The 17,640-nt window shown below is 60.9% G+C and carries 15 protein-coding genes and 4 tRNA genes; 13 read left to right on the forward strand and 6 right to left on the reverse strand.

Translation table 11 applies throughout. The features are described from left to right. The first annotated feature begins 29 nt into the window (after window positions 1-29). Complete coding sequence (locus CXQ82_RS09455; protein WP_101268197.1) at window positions 30-962, forward strand: LysR family transcriptional regulator; 933 nt, start codon at window positions 30-32, stop codon at window positions 960-962. Window positions 963-1,089: 127 nt separating this feature from the next. Here CXQ82_RS09455 and CXQ82_RS09460 read toward each other — a convergent pair whose 3' ends face one another. Beyond that, window positions 1,090-1,497: a PA2817 family protein gene (locus tag CXQ82_RS09460; RefSeq protein WP_003190109.1), complete on the reverse strand. Its 408-nt coding sequence runs from the start codon at window positions 1,495-1,497 to the stop codon at window positions 1,090-1,092. A 75-nt stretch (window positions 1,498-1,572) separates the two neighbouring features. After that, the gene (locus CXQ82_RS09465) at window positions 1,573-4,020 is read right to left on the reverse strand and encodes an acyl-CoA dehydrogenase (RefSeq protein WP_101268199.1); all 2,448 of its coding nucleotides are present in this window, start codon (window positions 4,018-4,020) and stop codon (window positions 1,573-1,575) included. A 158-nt stretch (window positions 4,021-4,178) separates the two neighbouring features. Between CXQ82_RS09465 and CXQ82_RS09470 the strand changes: the two genes are divergently transcribed. The 4 genes from CXQ82_RS09470 (at window position 4,179) to CXQ82_RS09485 (ending at window position 7,356) form a co-directional block, all read left to right on the forward strand. After that, on the forward strand, window positions 4,179-4,838 hold the full coding sequence (locus CXQ82_RS09470; protein WP_101268201.1) for a transglutaminase family protein: 660 nt from the start codon (window positions 4,179-4,181) through the stop codon (window positions 4,836-4,838). Between the two features lie 57 nt (window positions 4,839-4,895). After that, on the forward strand, window positions 4,896-5,513 hold the full coding sequence (locus CXQ82_RS09475) for a glutathione S-transferase family protein (protein ID WP_101268203.1): 618 nt from the start codon (window positions 4,896-4,898) through the stop codon (window positions 5,511-5,513). A 134-nt stretch (window positions 5,514-5,647) separates the two neighbouring features. Continuing rightward, the gene (locus tag CXQ82_RS09480) at window positions 5,648-6,580 is read left to right on the forward strand and encodes an ABC transporter ATP-binding protein (RefSeq protein WP_101268205.1); all 933 of its coding nucleotides are present in this window, start codon (window positions 5,648-5,650) and stop codon (window positions 6,578-6,580) included. Continuing rightward, window positions 6,577-7,356, forward strand: a complete 780-nt coding sequence (locus tag CXQ82_RS09485; RefSeq protein ID WP_003190115.1) for an ABC transporter permease — start codon at window positions 6,577-6,579, stop codon at window positions 7,354-7,356. The genes CXQ82_RS09480 and CXQ82_RS09485 overlap by 4 nt, the downstream gene beginning before the upstream one ends. Window positions 7,357-7,440: 84 nt before the next feature. Here the strand turns inward: CXQ82_RS09485 and CXQ82_RS09490 are convergent, their stop codons facing one another. Beyond that, window positions 7,441-7,980 carry a TetR/AcrR family transcriptional regulator gene (locus tag CXQ82_RS09490; protein ID WP_101268207.1) on the reverse strand — a complete coding sequence of 180 codons (540 nt, stop codon included), beginning with the start codon at window positions 7,978-7,980 and terminating at the stop codon, window positions 7,441-7,443. A 91-nt stretch (window positions 7,981-8,071) separates the two neighbouring features. On the opposite strand from CXQ82_RS09490, the gene CXQ82_RS09495 reads away from it, so the two are divergent. The 3 genes from CXQ82_RS09495 to CXQ82_RS09505 all read left to right on the forward strand — a co-directional run bounded on the left by CXQ82_RS09495 (window position 8,072) and on the right by CXQ82_RS09505 (window position 12,411). Further along, window positions 8,072-9,271, forward strand: coding sequence for an MFS transporter (locus CXQ82_RS09495; RefSeq protein ID WP_101268209.1), 1,200 nt, complete (start codon window positions 8,072-8,074; stop codon window positions 9,269-9,271). A 77-nt stretch (window positions 9,272-9,348) separates the two neighbouring features. After that, entirely contained in the window at window positions 9,349-10,488 is a 1,140-nt protein-coding gene (locus CXQ82_RS09500; RefSeq protein WP_101268211.1) for a TDT family transporter, read from the forward strand. 54 nt (window positions 10,489-10,542) lie between these two features. After that, window positions 10,543-12,411 carry an MFS transporter gene (locus CXQ82_RS09505; protein ID WP_101268213.1) on the forward strand — a complete coding sequence of 623 codons (1,869 nt, stop codon included), beginning with the start codon at window positions 10,543-10,545 and terminating at the stop codon, window positions 12,409-12,411. A gap of 109 nt (window positions 12,412-12,520) precedes the next feature. Here CXQ82_RS09505 and sugE read toward each other — a convergent pair whose 3' ends face one another. From sugE to rdgC, 3 genes are all read right to left on the reverse strand, one after another. Further along, window positions 12,521-12,835 (reverse strand): quaternary ammonium compound efflux SMR transporter SugE, encoded by a 315-nt coding sequence (sugE, locus tag CXQ82_RS09510; protein ID WP_010166396.1) that lies wholly within the window; start codon window positions 12,833-12,835, stop codon window positions 12,521-12,523. A gap of 107 nt (window positions 12,836-12,942) precedes the next feature. Next, window positions 12,943-13,908 (reverse strand): bile acid:sodium symporter family protein, encoded by a 966-nt coding sequence (locus CXQ82_RS09515; protein WP_101268215.1) that lies wholly within the window; start codon window positions 13,906-13,908, stop codon window positions 12,943-12,945. Between the two features lie 157 nt (window positions 13,909-14,065). Beyond that, window positions 14,066-14,986 carry a recombination-associated protein RdgC gene (gene rdgC / locus CXQ82_RS09520; protein ID WP_027607105.1) on the reverse strand — a complete coding sequence of 307 codons (921 nt, stop codon included), beginning with the start codon at window positions 14,984-14,986 and terminating at the stop codon, window positions 14,066-14,068. A 159-nt stretch (window positions 14,987-15,145) separates the two neighbouring features. Here rdgC and CXQ82_RS09525 point away from each other — a divergent pair. The 5 genes from CXQ82_RS09525 (at window position 15,146) to CXQ82_RS09545 (ending at window position 17,578) form a co-directional block, all read left to right on the forward strand. Then, a tRNA-Val gene (locus tag CXQ82_RS09525) sits at window positions 15,146-15,221 on the forward strand. Window positions 15,222-15,240: 19 nt separating this feature from the next. Then, a tRNA-Asp gene (locus tag CXQ82_RS09530) sits at window positions 15,241-15,317 on the forward strand. A 177-nt stretch (window positions 15,318-15,494) separates the two neighbouring features. Beyond that, a tRNA-Val gene (locus CXQ82_RS09535) sits at window positions 15,495-15,570 on the forward strand. Between the two features lie 19 nt (window positions 15,571-15,589). Beyond that, window positions 15,590-15,666 (forward strand) — tRNA-Asp (locus CXQ82_RS09540). A 328-nt stretch (window positions 15,667-15,994) separates the two neighbouring features. Next, a complete protein-coding gene (locus CXQ82_RS09545) occupies window positions 15,995-17,578 on the forward strand; it encodes a BCCT family transporter (protein ID WP_101268217.1) in 1,584 nt (527 codons plus the stop codon). Window positions 17,579-17,640 lie beyond the last annotated feature (62 nt).

The raw sequence follows: 17,640 nt of genomic DNA on the forward strand, positions 1-17,640 counted from the left end.
CCGCTCAACTATCAATGGACCTGTGCGCTATGAGCATCAATCTTCCCTTGCCGTTGCTGGGTGAAATGGCGATTTTCGTCAAGGTGGTGGAGGCCGGCAGCTTTTCCGCGGCGGCGCGGCAATTGAGTGTTTCGCCGTCGGCGGTCAGCCGCAGTATTTCGCGGCTGGAACATGCACTGGCCACGCGTCTGCTGCAACGCACCACGCGCAAATTGCGCCTCAGCGAGGGCGGTGAAGAGGTGTTCAAGCGTTGCCAGGAGATGGTTAACGCGGCGCGCTCGGTGATGGAAGTCAGCGGCCAGTTCAACCATGAAGCCGAGGGCCTGGTGCGGGTCAGCGTGCCCAAGGCGGTGGGGCGGTTTGTGGTGCACCCGCATATGCCCGAATTCCTGCGGCGTTACCCCAAGGTCGATGTGCAGCTGATTCTTGAGGATCGGCATGTGGACCTGATCGATGACAACGTCGACCTGAGCATCCGTATCACCGACAGCCCGCCGCCGGGCTTGGTGGGGCGCCAATTGCTGCCCATCGAACATTTGCTCTGTGCAACGCCGCAGTACCTGGCCGAGCGCGGTACGCCGGGCCATCCCCATGATTTGTTGGCGCACAGTTGTATTTACCTGGGCGAAACCCCGGGGGATTCACGCTGGAAATTTCGTCAGGCAGGCAAGACGGTGACGGTGGGCGTGCGCGGGCGGTATGCGGCGAACCACACTGGCGTGCGCCTGGATGCGGTGTTGCAGCACGTGGGGATTGGCAGCTTGCCGTACTTCACGGCGCGGCACGCCTTGGAGGAGGGGCGCCTGGTGCAGGTGCTGCCGGAATGGGATTTTATTGCGTCTTACCATGGCGAGGCATGGTTGCTGCATTCGCCTACGCGCTATCTGTCGCCGAAGTTGCGGGTGTTTATTGATTATCTGGTGGCGTGCATGGCGAAGGAGCCGACGTTGCGTCGGCGCTAGGAATGCAGACCACTTGTGGGAGGGGGCTTGCCCCCGATTACGGTGTATCAGCTAGAAATGAGCTGACTGTCGCACCGCTATCGGGGGCAAGCCCCCTCCCACATTGTGTTTTGTAGTGTTCTGAAGATCAGTGCTTGCTCTGATCCTGCGGCATGGCCAGCAGCTGCTTTTCCTGGTTCCAGTCGAACGGTTCGTCGTTCTGTTCGGCTTCGTAGCGACGTTCTTCCAGGGCCTGGTACAGGTCCAGCTCTTCATCGGGCATAAAGTGCAGGCAGTCACCGCCAAAGAACCAGAGCAAATCGCGCGGCACCAGGTGGGCAATCTGCGGGTAGCGCAGGATCACCTGGCTCATCAGGTCCTGGCCCAGGTACTGGCTTTCGATCGGGTCGATCGGCAGCAGGGCGCGCAATTCGTCGAAGCGCTCCAGGAACAGGGAGTGGCTTTCCTCGGGCACCTGTTCGGCTTCGCCGACGGCTACCAGGATGCTGCGCAGGTGGTCGAGCAAGACGAGATGATCGGCAACGACGTTGGACACGAGATAAGTCCTCTAAAGCAAAAACGGGCGCGAGAGTATATAGCTCTCGCGCCCGTATTTATATGACCGCTCGAATTAGCGGACTTTACCCTCGGCCTGGGTCAGCTCTTCCTTGCTGAAATCATCCACGTCGATCACTTTGCGCCGCGCCGCTTCGGCGTCACGCAGGGTTTGCGCTTCAGCCGGTTGCAGCACTCCGGCGTGCAGCGCCGCGTCGATGGCATGCTCGCCGGCAGCCGGTTTGACCTGGCCGCTTTTGAGCGCCGTGTGCAGTTTTTTCTGCAATGGGTGGCTGGCGCCGAGCAGGTCGTAGGCCTGTTGCAGGGCGCCGACCGGGTCCTCGGCCGATTGCGGGCGGTAGCAGCCGGCCAGCAACTCTTCCAGGGTCGGGTCGCCCTTGGCACGGCCGATCACCGCCGCGACTTCGGCGTCCAGCGCGTCGGATGGCCCGGTATGGCGTCGGCCGAACGGGAACACGATCACCCGCAGCAGGCAGCCCAGCACCTTGTTCGGGAAGTTACTCAGCAGCTCATCCAGTGCACGCTCCGACTCGCCGAGGCTTTCTTCCATGGCCCAGGTAAACAGCGGTTCCAGGTGGTCCGGCGAATCCAGGTCGTGATAACGCTTGAGGGCCGCCGACGCCAGGTACATATGGCTCAGCACATCCCCCAGACGCGCCGACAGGCGTTCGCGGCGTTTCAATTCGCCGCCCAGCAGCATCATGCTCAGGTCGGCGAGCAGGGCGAAGGCGGCAGCCTGGCGGTTCAACGCGCGGAAGTAGCCCTGGCTCAAACGGTTGCCCGGAGCCTTCTCGAAGTGGCCAACGCCAAGGTTCAGCACCAGGGTGCTGGCGGCGTTGCTCACGGCAAAACCGATGTGTTGCATCAGCAGGCCGTCGAACTCCTTCAGCGCCTGGTCATGGTCTTCGCGGCCGGCCAGGGCCATCTCCTTGAGCACGAAGGGATGGCAACGGATCGCGCCCTGGCCAAAGATCATCAGGTTGCGCGACAGAATGTTCGCGCCTTCCACGGTGATGAAGATCGGCGCACCCTGCCAACTGCGGCCCAGGTAGTTGTTCGGGCCCATGATGATGCCCTTGCCGCCGTGCACGTCCATGGCGTGGCTGATGCACTCGCGGCCGCGCTCGGTCAGGTGGTACTTGAGAATCGCTGACAGCACCGAGGGTTTTTCCCCCAGGTCGACCGCGTTGGCGGTCAGCATGCGTGCGCTGTCCATCAGCCAGGCGTTGCCGCCGATGCGCGCCAGGGCTTCCTGGATACCTTCGAAGGCCGACAGCGGCACGTTGAACTGCTCGCGCACCTGAGCGTATTGGCCGGTGACCAGGCTGGTGAACTTGGCGGCGCCGGTGCCGACGGCAGGCAGGGAGATCGAGCGGCCCACCGACAGGCAGTTCATTAACATCATCCAGCCCTTGCCGAGCATCTCCTGGCCGCCGATGAGGAATTCCAGGGGGATGAATACGTCCTTGCCGGAGTTGGGGCCGTTCATGAACGCGGCGCCCAGGGGCAGGTGGCGCCGGCCGATGTCCACGCCGGGGGTATCGGTTGGGATGAGTGCCAGGCTGATGCCCAGGTCTTCCTCGTCGCCCAGCAGATGGTCCGGGTCATGGGCCTTGAAGGCCAGGCCGAGCAGCGTCGCGACGGGCCCCAGGGTGATGTAGCGTTTTTCCCAGTTCAGGCGCAGGCCGAGGGTTTCCTTGCCTTCCCACTCACCTTTGCAGATCACCCCGGTGTCGGGCATGGCGCCGGCGTCGGAGCCGGCCAGCGGGCCGGTGAGGGCGAAGCAGGGGATGTCATCACCGCGCGCCAGGCGTGGCAAGTAGTGGTTGCGTTGTTCGTCGGTGCCGTAGTGCAGCAGCAGTTCGGCCGGGCCGAGGGAGTTGGGCACCATCACGGTGGACGCCAGGTCGCCGCTGCGCGTGGCGAGCTTCATCGCCACCTGTGAGTGGGCATAGGCAGAGAAACCCTTGCCGCCGTATTCCTTGGGAATGATCAGGGCGAAGAAGCCGTGGGTCTTGATGTGCTCCCACGCGGCGGGCGGCAGGTCCATGGCCTGGCCGATTTCCCAGTCGCTGACCATGGCACACAGTTCTTCGGTGGGGCCGTCGATGAATGCCTGTTCTTCTTCGGTCAGTTGCACCTTGGGATAGGCCAGCAACTTGTCCCAGTCGGGGCGGCCGCTGAACAACTCGCCATCCCACCACACGGTGCCGGCGTCGATGGCATCGCGTTCGGTTTCGGACATCGGCGGCAAGACTTTCTGGAACCAGCTGAACAGCGGCTTGGTGAAGTATTGACGGCGCAGGTCGGGCAGCAGCAAGGGCGCGGCCACGACCGCGATCAACACCCAGAAGATCAGCAGCAGCCAACCCGGTGCATGGCTCCAGGCACCCATCGCCAACAAGTAGACGGCGACCACACCCAAGGCGGGCAGGGGCGCAGTACGGCGGTGTGCCAGGTAGGCGATGCCGACTACCAGAACCAGTATCCACAACAACAGCATATTCAATCCTCCGTGAAACCAGGGGCGAAACCACCAAGGAGCTTAGTCGGCATCCGAACAAGCGGGGTGATTAGGGTGTTACGAGATTTGGCCGAATCGTCGTTATCTCTATGGCCGACCTGTCGTTAGACTCCAGTCTTCCTTCGGAGATAAAGCTCATGGATACGTACCTGAGTCCCAGCCGCTTCATCGATAGTGACCACCCTGCGGTGGTGGAGTTCGCCGAAAAACACCGCGGAACCCGTGCGGATTTAAGTGACCAGGCAGTCAGTCTTTATTACGCCGTGCGTGAGGCAATTCGCTACAACCCCTACACCTTCAGCCGCGACCCAGACACCCTGAGCGCCAGTTACGCCCTGGCCACCTGCGAGAGTTACTGCGTACCCAAAGCCACGCTGCTCGCCGCCTGCGCGCGACATTGCGGGATCCCCGCGCGCATCGGCCTGGCCGACGTGCGCAACCACCTGTCGACGCCACGCCTCATCGCCTTGCTCAAGAGCGATGTGTTCGCCATGCATGGCTATACCGAGTTGTGGCTGGACGGGCGCTGGGTCAAGGCCACGCCGGCGTTCAACAGCCAGCTGTGCGAAGTGTTCGATGTGCCGCCGCTGGAGTTCGATGGGATCAATGACAGCGTATTCCACGCGTTCAATCGCCAGGGCCGGCGCTCGATGGAGTATGTGCTGGACCACGGGCAATTTCCTGACGTGCCTGAGGCGTTTTTCTTCGCCCATATTCAGCAGTGTTACCCGCATCTGTTTGCCGAAGGCCTGCCAACCCTGTTGGGCGATATGCAGAGCGATTTAAGCCGCGGGTGAACCGGCGTATGCTGCTGCGTTCCTCTAAGCCATGTTCATCAACAATAAGGCGCGGTCATGCTGAAAATCTGGGGTCGTAAAAATTCATCAAACGTCAGGAAGGCACTCTGGTGCGCCGAGGAACTCGGCCTGGACTATGAGGCAATTGATGCGGGCGGGGCTTTTGGTGTGGTCGACACGCCGCAATACCGGGCGCTGAACCCCAACGGCCGGGTACCGATGATCGAAGACGGCGACTTTGTGTTGTGGGAGTCCAACACCATTGTGCGTTACCTGTGTGCCAAGCACGCGTCGGAATTTTACCCGACTGATGTGCAAGCCCGGGCCAACGCGGAGAAGTGGATGGACTGGACCACCTCGACCCTGGCCGACCCCTTCAAGGCGGTGTTCTGGGGCATCCTGCGCACCCCGGCGGAAAAACAGAACTGGGACAGCATCAATGCCGGGCGCCAAGCCTGTATCGATGCATTAAAAACCGTCGACCAGGCCCTCGCGACGCAGCCTTACCTGTCGGGCACTGCGTTTGGCATGGGGGATATTCCCTTGGGCTGCTTTGCCTACGCCTGGTTTGAAATGCCCATCGAACGCCCTGCAATGCCCCATCTGGAGGCCTGGTACCAGCGCCTGCAGCAACGCCCGGCGTACCGCAAAGCCGTGATGACCGCGTTGACTTAATACCCACTATTAATACGGGTGACTGTACTTGTGCGGCGCAGGCAAGCACCATGCTTGCCTTGCGCAGCCGTTGAACTACCTGGGCTGCGCCCTCATCTACTGTTTCTATTCCCTTCTTTGGTGCGTATTCCGATATGAGTTCCGCTCTGTCCATCCGGCAGCTAACCAAAACCTACGGCAACGGTTTCCAGGCCCTGAGTGGTATCGATCTGGACGTTGCCGAAGGTGATTTCTTCGCCTTGCTCGGCCCCAACGGTGCCGGCAAATCCACCACCATCGGTATCCTTTCCACCCTGGTCAACAAGACCAGCGGCACGGTGAATATCTTCGGTCACGACCTGGACAAATCCCCGGCGGCGCTCAAGCGCTCCATCGGCGTGGTGCCCCAGGAGTTCAACTTCAACCAGTTTGAAAAGACCTTCGACATCGTCGTGACCCAGGCCGGCTACTACGGCATCCCGGCGAAAATCGCCAAGGAACGCGCCGAGCAGTACCTGACCCAGCTCGGCCTGTGGGACAAGCGTGACGTGCCGTCGCGCTCGCTGTCCGGCGGCATGAAGCGCCGCCTGATGATCGCCCGCGCGCTGGTGCATGAACCGCGCCTTCTGATCCTCGATGAGCCCACCGCCGGCGTGGACATCGAACTGCGCCGCTCGATGTGGACCTTCCTCACCGAGCTGAACGAGAAGGGCATCACCATCATCCTCACCACCCATTACCTGGAAGAGGCTGAGCAGCTGTGCCGCAACATCGGCATCATCGACCACGGCACCATCGTCGAGAACACCAGCATGCGTAACCTGCTGGGCCAGTTGCATGTGGAAACCTTCCTGCTCGACCTGAAGAACAATCTGTCGGCACCGCCGCAATTGCTCGGTTACCCCTGCCGCCTGGTGGACAGCCACACCCTGGAAGTCCAGGTGGACAAGGCCATGGGCATCACCGCGCTGTTCACGCAGTTGGCGACCCAGAACATTGAGGTGCTGAGCCTGCGTAACAAAACCAATCGCCTTGAGGAGTTGTTCGTGTCCCTGGTGGAGAAAAATCTGACGAAGGTGGCGGTATGAGTTCCGAACTGCAACCCAACCTCGTCGCGCTGCAAACTATTGTTTATCGCGAAGTGAAACGCTTTACCCGGATCTGGCCGCAGACGCTGCTGCCGCCGGCGATCACCATGGTCCTGTACTTCGTGATCTTCGGTAACCTGATCGGCCGGCAGATCGGTGACATGGGTGGTTTCACCTACATGGAGTACATCGTGCCGGGGCTGATCATGATGTCGGTGATCACCAACTCCTACGGCAACGTGGTGTCCAGCTTCTTTGGCAGCAAGTTCCAGCGCTCCATCGAAGAACTGATGGTGTCGCCGGTATCGCCGCACACCATCCTGATCGGCTACACCTTGGGCGGCGTGCTGCGCGGCTTGATGGTGGGCGTGATCGTGACGTTGCTGTCGCTGTTCTTTACCCACCTGCAGGTGCATCACCTGGGGGTCACCATCCTGGTGGTGGTGCTGACGGCGACGATCTTCTCGCTGCTGGGCTTTATCAACGCGGTGTTTGCACGCAACTTCGACGATATCTCGATCATCCCGACCTTCGTGCTGACGCCGCTGACCTACCTGGGCGGGGTGTTCTATTCCATCACCTTGCTGCCGCCGTTCTGGCAGACCGTGTCGCTGGCCAACCCGGTGTTGCACATGGTCAACGCCTTCCGCTACGGCATCCTGGGCGTGTCGGATATCAAGATCAGCGTGGCGATCACCTTCATGATCGTGGCCACCATCGTTTTGTATATCGGTTGCGCGCGGTTGCTGGTGAGTGGGCGCGGGATGCGTACTTAACTGAGTGGAGTACACAGTCAAAATGTGGGAGGGGGCAAGTCGAATCGTCGCACCGCCCCTCCCACATTTGTTTTTGTGCAGGGCTTAGCCTTGCAGTGCCAGCTCGATCAGCGCGTGCAGTTCCTGCACTGTCAGCGGTGCGTTGGAAAACAAAATCCGAAACACCGTCGGCGCCGCGATCAGGTTGATCAGGTGGTCCACGCTCGGCGGTGTGCTGTCGGGATAGCGATCAACAATCGCTTGCAGCTGCCCACTCAGGATGCTCACGCAGTAGCCCGGCGTGACCATGCATTGCAGGTCGCGCATCATGTTGCGGCCCGGCTCGGAACTCATCTCATCCAGGTATTGCTCGGCCCAGGCCTGCAAATCGCCGCGCAGGCTGCCGGTGTTGGCCGGCTCACTGTCGGGGCGCATGCGTGCCAGGGCCACATCCGCGAGCAACACACCAAGGTCACCCCAGCGCCGGTAGATGGTCGAGGGCGTGACGCCTGCGCGCGCGGCAATCATCGGCACGGTGACGCTGGAGCGCTCATGGGCTTCGAGCAATTCACGCACGGCCGAATGAACCGATTCTTGTACCCGGGCACTACGGCCCCCCGGGCGGAGGCCTTCTTTTATCGCCATGGTGGTGACCTTAACACAAAGAATTTGCTTTAAGCGCTGACAGGTAGCACACTCCGCAAAAGCAAAATATTAGCTTTAGCGGAGCGTGCCCATGTCCAGTCCCACTTCTCATCGTTCCAGCCTGGTGTTCCTGGCGATCACCTTGCTGACGTTCCTGGCCGCTTCCAGCGCGCCGACGCCGTTGTATCACCTGTATCAGGAAGGCCTGCATTTTTCGGCGGGCATGCTCACGCTGATCTTCGGCGTCTACGCCTTGAGCCTGCTGGCAGCGCTGCTGACCGTGGGTTCGTTGTCGGACCACCTGGGGCGCAAGCCGGTAATTTTTGCCGCGCTGGTCCTGAATATGCTGGCGATGTTGCTGTTTATCAATGAAGGCAGCGTGGCCTGGCTGATTGCGGCGCGCACCCTACAAGGCTTTGCCACCGGCATGGCCACGGCGGTGTTGGGCGCCGCCTTGCTCGATACCGACCGCCAGCAGGGCCCGCTGGTCAACAGTGTGGCGCCGCTGTTGGGCATGGCGTGCGGGGCGATGGGCAGCAGCTTGTTGGTGGAGTTTGCCCCGCTGCCGACCCAGTTGATCTACTGGGCATTGCTGGCGCTGATGCTCGTGCAGGCCGTGTATGTGTGGCGCCTGCCGGAAAGTGTGAGCCGTATCCCCGGAGCACTGGCCTCGCTGCGTCCCACCTTGCACGTGCCGCCCCAGGCACGGCGTGCCCTGTGGTTGTCGCTGCCGGTGGATGTGGCGGTATGGGCGATGGGTGGTTTCTATCTCTCCCTGGCGCCGTCGCTGGTGCGCGCCGCCACCGGCTCGACCTCCAACCTGATCGGTGGCGGCCTGGTGGCGGTGCTGACCTTGAGCGGTGCGCTGATGATCTTCAGCCTGCGCAATCGCCCAGCGGACAAAGTGCTGCGCCTCGGCGCCGGGTTGCTGGCCATCGGCGTGGCGCTGATCCTCACGGCGGTGCACAGCGCCAGCCTGCCGCTGTTTTTCATCGCCACCCTGATCGCCGGCAGCGGCTTTGGCGCAGGTTTTCTCGGGGCCTTGCGCAGTGTGGTGCCACTGGCTTTGCCCCATGAGCGGGCGGGCTTGATGTCGGCGTTCTATGTGCTGAGTTACCTAGCGTTCTGCCTGCCGTCGTTGTTGGCGGGCAACCTGATCCGCAGTTTCGGTTTGATCGCGACCACGGACGGCTATGGCGCAGTCCTGATTTTGCTGGCGCTGAGTGCCCTGGCGGCACTGATGTGGCAAGAACGCCGCCCGGCCTATATTGGTAAAACAGATAACAGTTAGAGATATTACCCGTTATATAGATATTCGATCGGGTTCTATGATGGATTCAACCTCATGCGAGGAAGAGGATTGCCATCATGACCTGCTCGAATACCATCAGTTACAAACCCTTCAGTCACCTGACCCGTCCCCGGGAAGTGATTCGCCAGTTCACCCCCAACTGGTTTGCCGCAACCATGGGCACCGGTGTGCTGGCGCTGGCGCTGGCCCAATTGCCGGTCAACCTGCCGGGTTTGCAGGCTATCGCCGAAGGGCTGTGGCTGTTCACCATCGGCCTGTTCATCCTGTTCAGCGTCTTGTATGCCGCGCGCTGGGTGATGTTTTTCCATGAGGCGCGGCGCATCTTCGGGCACTCCACGGTGTCGATGTTCTTTGGCACCATTCCCATGGGCTTGGCCACCATTCTCAACGGTTTGCTGCTGTTTGGCCTACCGCGCTGGGGCAGTGCAGTGATTCCATTGGCTGAAGCGCTGTGGTGGCTGGATGTGGCGATGGCCCTGGCCTGTGGTGTGTTGATCCCGTTCATGATGTTCACCCGCCAGGAACACAGCATCGACCAGATGACCGCCGTCTGGCTGCTGCCGGTGGTCGCCGCCGAAGTCGCGGCGGCCAGCGGTGGCCTGTTGGCGCCACACCTGGCCGATGCTCACGGGCAACTGGTGATGCTGGTAACCAGCTATGTGTTGTGGGCGTTTTCCCTGCCGGTGGCGTTCAGCATCCTGACCATCCTGATGCTGCGCATGGCCCTGCATAAGCTGCCCCACGCCAATATGGCCGCATCGAGTTGGCTGGCCCTTGGCCCCATCGGCACCGGTGCCCTTGGCATGTTGCTGCTCGGCGGTGACGCGCCGGCGATTTTCGCCGCCAACGGGCTGCCCGGTGTCGGCGACATGGCCAACGGCCTGGGCCTGGTGGCAGGCATCACCCTGTGGGGCTTTGGCTTGTGGTGGATGCTGATCGCGGTGCTGATCACCCTGCGTTACCTGCGCGCCGGTATCCCGTTCAACTTGGGCTGGTGGGGCTTTACCTTCCCGCTGGGTGTATACGCCTTGGCCACGCTGAAGCTGGCAAGCCTGCTGCACTTGGGGTTCTTCAGCGTGTTCGGCAGCGTGCTGGTGGTGGCGTTGGCGCTGATGTGGCTGATCGTGGCCACGCGTACCGTGCAGGGTGCTTATAAAGGTGAGCTTTTTGTTTCACCGTGCATAAGCGGGATTTAGTAAAGTCGTGGCCTGATAATCTATAAGCCTTCAGGCCACGCAGGAACACGGACGATGAGCCACCCCTCGCAATTCACTTTGCTGCGCACACGGCGCTTTCTGCCGTTTTTCATCACCCAGTTGCTGGGCGCTTTCAACGACAACATCTTCAAGCAATCGCTGATCCTGGCGATTCTCTACAAGCTCGCCATCGACGGTGACCGCGCCATCTGGGTAAACCTGTGCGCGTTGCTGTTTATCCTGCCATTCTTCCTGTTCTCGGCATTGGCCGGGCAGTTCGGCGAGAAATTCAACAAGGACGCATTGATCCGCGCGATCAAGATCGGCGAGATCGTGATCATGGCCGTGGGCGCCACGGGCTTCATGTTCAACCACCTGGAACTGATGCTGCTGGCGCTGTTTGCCATGGGCACGCACTCGGCGCTGTTCGGCCCGGTGAAGTACTCGATCATGCCCCAGGCCTTGCGCGACGATGAGCTGGTGGGTGGCAACGGCCTGGTGGAAATGGGCACGTTCCTGGCGATCCTGGCCGGCACCATTGGCGCGGGGATCATGATGTCGTCCACCCATTATGCGCCGGTAGTGTCGGTGGCGATTGTCGGTGTGGCGGTGTTGGGCTACCTGGCCAGCCGCAGCATTCCGCGCGCTGCGGCGTCGACGCCGCAGTTGCGCTTGAACTGGAACATCTTCAGCGAGTCCTGGGCGACCTTGCGCCTGGGCCTGGGGCAGACCCCGGCGGTGTCGCGCTCGATCGTCGGCAACTCATGGTTCTGGTTTGTCGGGGCGATTTATCTCACGCAAATCCCGGCGTATGCCAAGGAATGGCTGTACGGCGACGAGACGGTGGTGACGCTGATCCTCACGGTGTTCTCGGTGGGCATCGCCCTCGGCTCGATGCTTTGCGAAAAACTCTCCGGGCGTAAGGTGGAAATCGGCCTGGTACCGTTCGGTTCCTTTGGCCTGACGGTGTTCGGCTTGCTGCTGTGGTGGCACTCCGGCGGTTTCCCGCAGAACGTGCAGGCCAACGACTGGCTGGCCGTGCTCGGTTACGGCCAGGCCTGGTGGGTATTGTTCGATATTCTTGGCCTGGGTGTGTTTGGCGGCTTCTATATTGTGCCGCTGTACGCGCTGATCCAGTCGCGCACTGCCGAGAACGAGCGCGCACGGGTGATCGCCGCCAACAACATCCTCAACGCGCTGTTCATGGTGGTGTCGGCGATTGTGTCGATCCTGCTGCTGAGCGTGGCCAAGCTGTCGATCCCCGAATTGTTCCTGGTGGTGTCGCTGCTCAACATCGCGGTCAACACCTACATCTTCAAGATCGTCCCCGAGTTCACCATGCGTTTCATGATCTGGCTGCTCGGCCATTCCATGTACCGTGTGGAGCACCGCAACCTGCAGGCCATCCCCGATGAGGGCGCGGCCTTGCTGGTGTGCAACCACGTGTCGTTTGTCGATGCGCTGTTGATTGCAGGTGCCGTGCGTCGGCCGATTCGCTTTGTGATGTACTACAAGATCTACCGCTTGCCGGTGCTGAACTTTATTTTCCGCACCGCGGGGGCGATTCCGATTGCCGGGCGTAACGAAGATATCCAGATCTACGAAAAGGCCTTCACGCGGATCGCCCATTACCTCAAGGAAGGCGAGTTGGTGTGCATCTTCCCGGAAGGCAAATTGACGGCTGACGGTGAGATAAACGAGTTCCGTGGCGGTGTGACGCGGATTCTGGAGGAGACGCCGGTGCCGGTGATCCCGATGGCGTTGCAGGGGTTGTGGGGGAGCTTTTTCAGTCGCGATCCGAAGAAGGGCTTCTTTCACCGGATCTGGTCGCGGGTGGTGTTGGTGGCGGGGGAACCGGTGGGTGAGCCTACGCCGGCGCGGTTGCAGGAGGTGGTGGGCGGGTTGCGCGGGGGTGTCAGGTAGTTAGGTGTTGAATGTGCCGGCCTCATCAGGGGCAAGCCCCCTCCCACATTTTGACGGTGTTCACAAATCAACATGTGGGAGGGGGCTTGCCCCCGATAGCGGTAGTTGCCTAAGCGCTGATCTTGAGCCCAATAAGCCCGCAAATAATCAACGCCACACTGGCCAACCGAAACAGCGCCATGGATTCCCCAAACAGGATAATCCCGGCGATCACGGTGCCCACGGCACCCACGCCGGTCCAGATGGCATAGGCGGTGCCCAGCGGCAGTTCCTTCATGGCCAGCCCCAACAGGCCAAGGCTGATAGCCATGGCGGCAATGGTCAGGGCAGTAGGTAGAGGCTTGCTGAAACCGTCGGTGTACTTCAGGCCGACGGCCCAGCCGACTTCAAACAACCCGGCAAAAAACAGAATGATCCAGGACATATTGACCTCGCTTCCATAGGCGGGGTCGTCCCCGGATTATGCGCCTCGACAGCGTCGCGAGGTCGTCCCCGCGAAGCTGGCTAGAGTGCCTAAAACGGATCAAACGATCAAGTTTGCGGGGTATTCTCCAGTACGCGGCGGTCTTCCTTTTCGCTCATGCGGCGGAAGTAGGTCGACAGCAACGCCCCGGAAATATTGTGCCAGACGCTGAACAGCGCGCTCGGCACCGCCGCCAATGGCGAGAAGTGCGCGCTGGCCAGCGCAGCCCCCAGCCCGGAGTTCTGCATGCCCACTTCCAGCGCCAGCGACTTGCGTTGGGCCAAGGGCAGCTTGAACACGCGGCCGGTGAAATAGCCCAGCAGGTAACCGAAGCTGTTGTGCAGCATCACCACGGCCATGATCAACAGGCCCGACTCGGCAATCTTCGCCTGGCTGGCGGCAACCACCGCCGCGACGATGATCACAATGCTCACCACCGACACCAGCGGCAACACCTCCACCGCATGCCGCACCCGCTCGCCGAGCACGCGTTGCGCGACCACGCCGAGCACGATCGGCAGCAGCACCACTTGCAGGATCGACCAGAACAACTCCATGAACGACACCGGCAGCCACGCGGATGCCAGCAGCCAGATCAGTGCCGGCGTGAGCAGCGGGGCGAGGAGGGTGGTCACGGCGGCGATGGCCACCGACAGCGCCAGGTCGCCGCGGGCCAGCCAGGTCATTACGTTGGACGAAGTGCCGCTTGGGCAGCAGCCGACCAGGATCACGCCGACGGCAATTTCCGCTGGCAGGTGAAAGGCCTGGCACAGCAGCCAGGCCACGCCCGGCATGATCACAAAATGCGCGACTACGCCCAGGGCCACGCGCCACGGATGACGGGCGACCTCGGCGAAGTCTTCGAGTTTGAGGGTCAGCCCCATGCCGAACATCACCAGGCCCAGCAGCGGGACGATGGCGCTTTTAAGGCCGATGAACCAGCCGGGTTCGAGGAAGGCGACGACGGCGAAAATCAACACCCAGTAGGCGAAGGTATTGCCGACGAAGCGGCTCAGGGCGGCAAGTGCGCGCATGGAGGATGTCCTTTTTTTGTTCGATTGTTTGAATTGCCAATACGATCAAATGTGGGAGGGGGCTTGCCCCCGATAGCAGGGTATCAGTCACTCCATCGGTTACTGACCCACCGCCATCGGGGGCAAGCCCCCTGCCACATTTTGATCTTCACAGGGCTTAGATGCCTTGTGGGGTTTCTTCACCGCCCAACGCCTCGATCAGCGCCGGCAGGAAATCACCAAAGGTCAGCATCATCAGGGTAAAGCTGGCATCCAGTTGGCCCAGGGCCTCTTCGCCACCGTCCTGTTCCGCCTGGTCTTGCAGCAGGTCTTCGAACTTCAGGCGCTTGACGGTCATCTTGTCGTCGAGCATGAAGGACAGCTTGTCCTGCCAGGCCAGGGACAGTTGGGTCACGACTTTGCCGGTGGTCAGGTGCAGCTGGATTTCTTCGCCGGTCAGGTCCTGGCGCTTGCAGCGCACAATGCCACCGTCTTCGTGGGTGTCGCGCAGTTCGCATTCGTCGAGGACGAAGAAGTCATCAGCCGGTTTCTGGGTGGTGACCCAGTCGGTCATGATCGCGGTCGGCGCGGTTTTCACCGTCAGTGGGCGAACCGGCAGGGTGCCGATCACTTCACGCAGGGTCGACAGCAGGTCTTCGGCGCGCTTGGGGCTTGCCGAGTTGACCAGGATCAGGCCCTGCTTAGGCGCGATAGCGGCGAAGGTCGACGACCGGCGGATAAAGGCGCGGGGCAGGAAGGCCTGGATGATTTCATCCTTGATCTGGTCGCGCTCCTTCTTATAGACCTTGCGCATTTGCTCCGCTTCGATCTCTTCGACTTTCTCTTTAAGCGCGTCACGCACCACGCTACCCGGCAGGATGCGTTCTTCCTTGCGCGCGGCGATCAGCAGGAAGTCACCGCTGACGTGAACCAGGGGAGCGTCTTCACCTTTACCGAAAGGCGCGACGAAACCGTAAGTGGTCAACTCCTGGCTTGCACAAGGGCGCGCCAGTTTGGTGGCCATGGCCGCTTCCAACGCCTCGGCATCAACAGGCAGATCTTGGGTCAGGCGATAGATAAGCAGGTTCTTGAACCACATGGGGTGAGTCTCTCCTTTATACAAAGGGGGGCATTATTGTCTTGATAACGCCTGAGGCCAACCCTGCCTAAGCCATTGGAAGGCTTCAAAAAAAAGATTTAAGAAAGTGCTTGCCAGACCTAGGGTCGCTCCGTAGAATGCGCGCCACACCGAAGCGAAGGGTGATTAGCTCAGCTGGGAGAGCGTCTGCCTTACAAGCAGAATGTCGGCGGTTCGATCCCGTCATCACCCACCATTCGTTTCAAGTGTTACGCGCAGCGGTAGTTCAGTCGGTTAGAATACCGGCCTGTCACGCCGGGGGTCGCGGGTTCGAGTCCCGTCCGCTGCGCCATATTCGGTAACCTGGAACACTGAACGCCAGGTCACCACAGAAAGCCCGCTCATTGAGCGGGTTTTTTTCTGTCCGAAATATGGCAAAAAATCGTGCGGTAAACTTTTTTTAAATAAAGTGCATTTAAATCAAGACATTACGATTTTTTGGTGTATGATGTGCCCACACCGAAACGAAGGGTGATTAGCTCAGCTGGGAGAGCGTCTGCCTTACAAGCAGAATGTCGGCGGTTCGATCCCGTCATCACCCACCATTCGTTTTATGTGTTACGCGCAGCGGTAGTTCAGTCGGTTAGAATACCGGCCTGTCACGCCGGGGGTCGCGGGTTCGAGTCCCGTCCGCTGCGCCATATTCGGTAACCTGGAACACTGAACGCCAGGTCACCACAAGAAAGCCCGCTCATTGAGCGGGCTTTTTTTTGCCTGCGATTTGCCCCCTCCCTCGCGCGTTGCTGTTGTGCACTGCAAAGTTGCCCTGAACTGTGCTGGTGCGTCATGACGTGGGGGAATACCCCCATGCACATTGGTCGATTGCACCGCTTGCCGCTTAAACGGTTATCTATAGCCACGCGAAGACTTCCAGGCGAGCTACCGGCAGCAGGACGCTGCGGTGCCCGCTCTCTATAAATAATGGCCTTTCAAGGCGATAAAAATAGTCTGCAAGGGGAATGGCACCATATGAAATATCCATTGCGTGCGTTGGTATTCTGGCCAACGTTCCTGATTCTGCTGGCGGCGGTGATCGCCAGCTACATCGACCTGAATGCGTTCCTTGCGGTCAGCAAGAGACTCAACAGCGTGATCCTCAACAACTTCTCCTGGCTGTTCAGCGCCGGCTCGTTCGCCATGGTGGTGTTGACCGCCATCGTCTACTTTTCGCCCCTGGGCAAGGTGCGTATTGGCGGTGAAGAGGCCCAGCCACTGCTGAGCAAATGGCGCTGGTTCATGGTGGCGCTGTGCACCACGCTGGCGGTGGGGGTGTTGTTCTGGACCACCGCCGAACCGCTCTACCATCTCTATGCACCGCCCACCAGCCTGCCGCTCGAAGCGGGCAGCGCGGCGGCAAAAAGCTTTGCCATGTCGACAATGTTCCTGCACTGGACCATCACCCCCTACGCCATCTACCTGGTGCCCTCGTTGGTGTTTGCGCTGGTGTTCTATAACCGTCGCAGCAACTTCTCCATTGGCGCGATGCTTGAGCCACTGCTCGGCGAGGCGCGGGTGCGGCGCTATGCCGGGCTGATCGATACCCTGGCGATGTTCGCCCTGGTGGCCGGCATGGCCTCGTCCCTGGGTACCGGCGCGCTGACCCTGGCGGGCGGCCTGAGCCAATACATCGGTGGCGAAACCACGCCGTTTCGCCTGGCGATTATCATTGCGGTGATTGTCATCACCTTCGTCGCGTCGGCCGCCAGCGGCTTGCAGCGCGGCATTGTGATGCTGTCGTCGTTCAACACCTGGATCATGCTGGCCCTGGGGCTGTTCGTGCTGCTGTGCGGGCCGACCCTGTACATGTTCAGCCTGGGCGTCGAATCCCTGGGCATCTACCTCGACACCTTCTTCAGCCGCAGCCTGTTCACCGGCGCCGCCAGTGGCGACACCTGGCCGCAGAGCTGGACAGTGTTCTACTGGTCGGTGTGGTTTGCCTGGGCGCCGGTGAGTGCGCTGTTCCTCGGCAAGATCGGCCGTGGCTACACCGTGCGCGAGTTCATCCATATCAACATGCTGTACCCGGCGCTGTTCACCGCGATCTGGATCTGCATCTTCTCCGGCACCAGCCTGTACTTCGACGCGCTGGGCGATGGCAGCCTCAACCGCGTGCTCAACGAGCAAGGCGTGGAGCATGTGCTGTACCAGATGTTCCAGCAGTTGCCGGCCAGCGGCGTGATGATCGCGTTCCTGCTGTTCGTGGCATTCATCTCCTTTGTCACCGCGGCGGACTCCAGCACCGATGTGATCGCCAACCTGTGCAGCAAAGGCGTGACCGCCGATTCCGACCTGGATGGCAACCCGGCACTGAAGATTGTGTGGGGTGTGATCATCGGCACGGTGTCGTGGGTGATGGTCGCCTTTGTCGGCATCGACGGGGTGAAGATGCTCTCCAACCTCGGCGGTTTGCCCGGGATGATCCTGGTGCTGCTGGCCAGTACCTCGCTGATCTTCTGGCTCAAAGACCCCACGCTGCTTGACGTAAAGCGCCAGCAGCCGGCCGCCGAACCCGACCTGCAGGGCGCCAGCCCTGTGCCGGAATTCGCCCGCTAAGCCATAACCTCTGTGTGTCTCCCCACGCGCTCCCCGCCGAGCGCGGGGGAATCGTTTGCTTG

The sequence above is a fragment of the Pseudomonas sp. S09G 359 genome (assembly GCF_002843605.1).
Taxonomy (GTDB): domain Bacteria; phylum Pseudomonadota; class Gammaproteobacteria; order Pseudomonadales; family Pseudomonadaceae; genus Aquipseudomonas.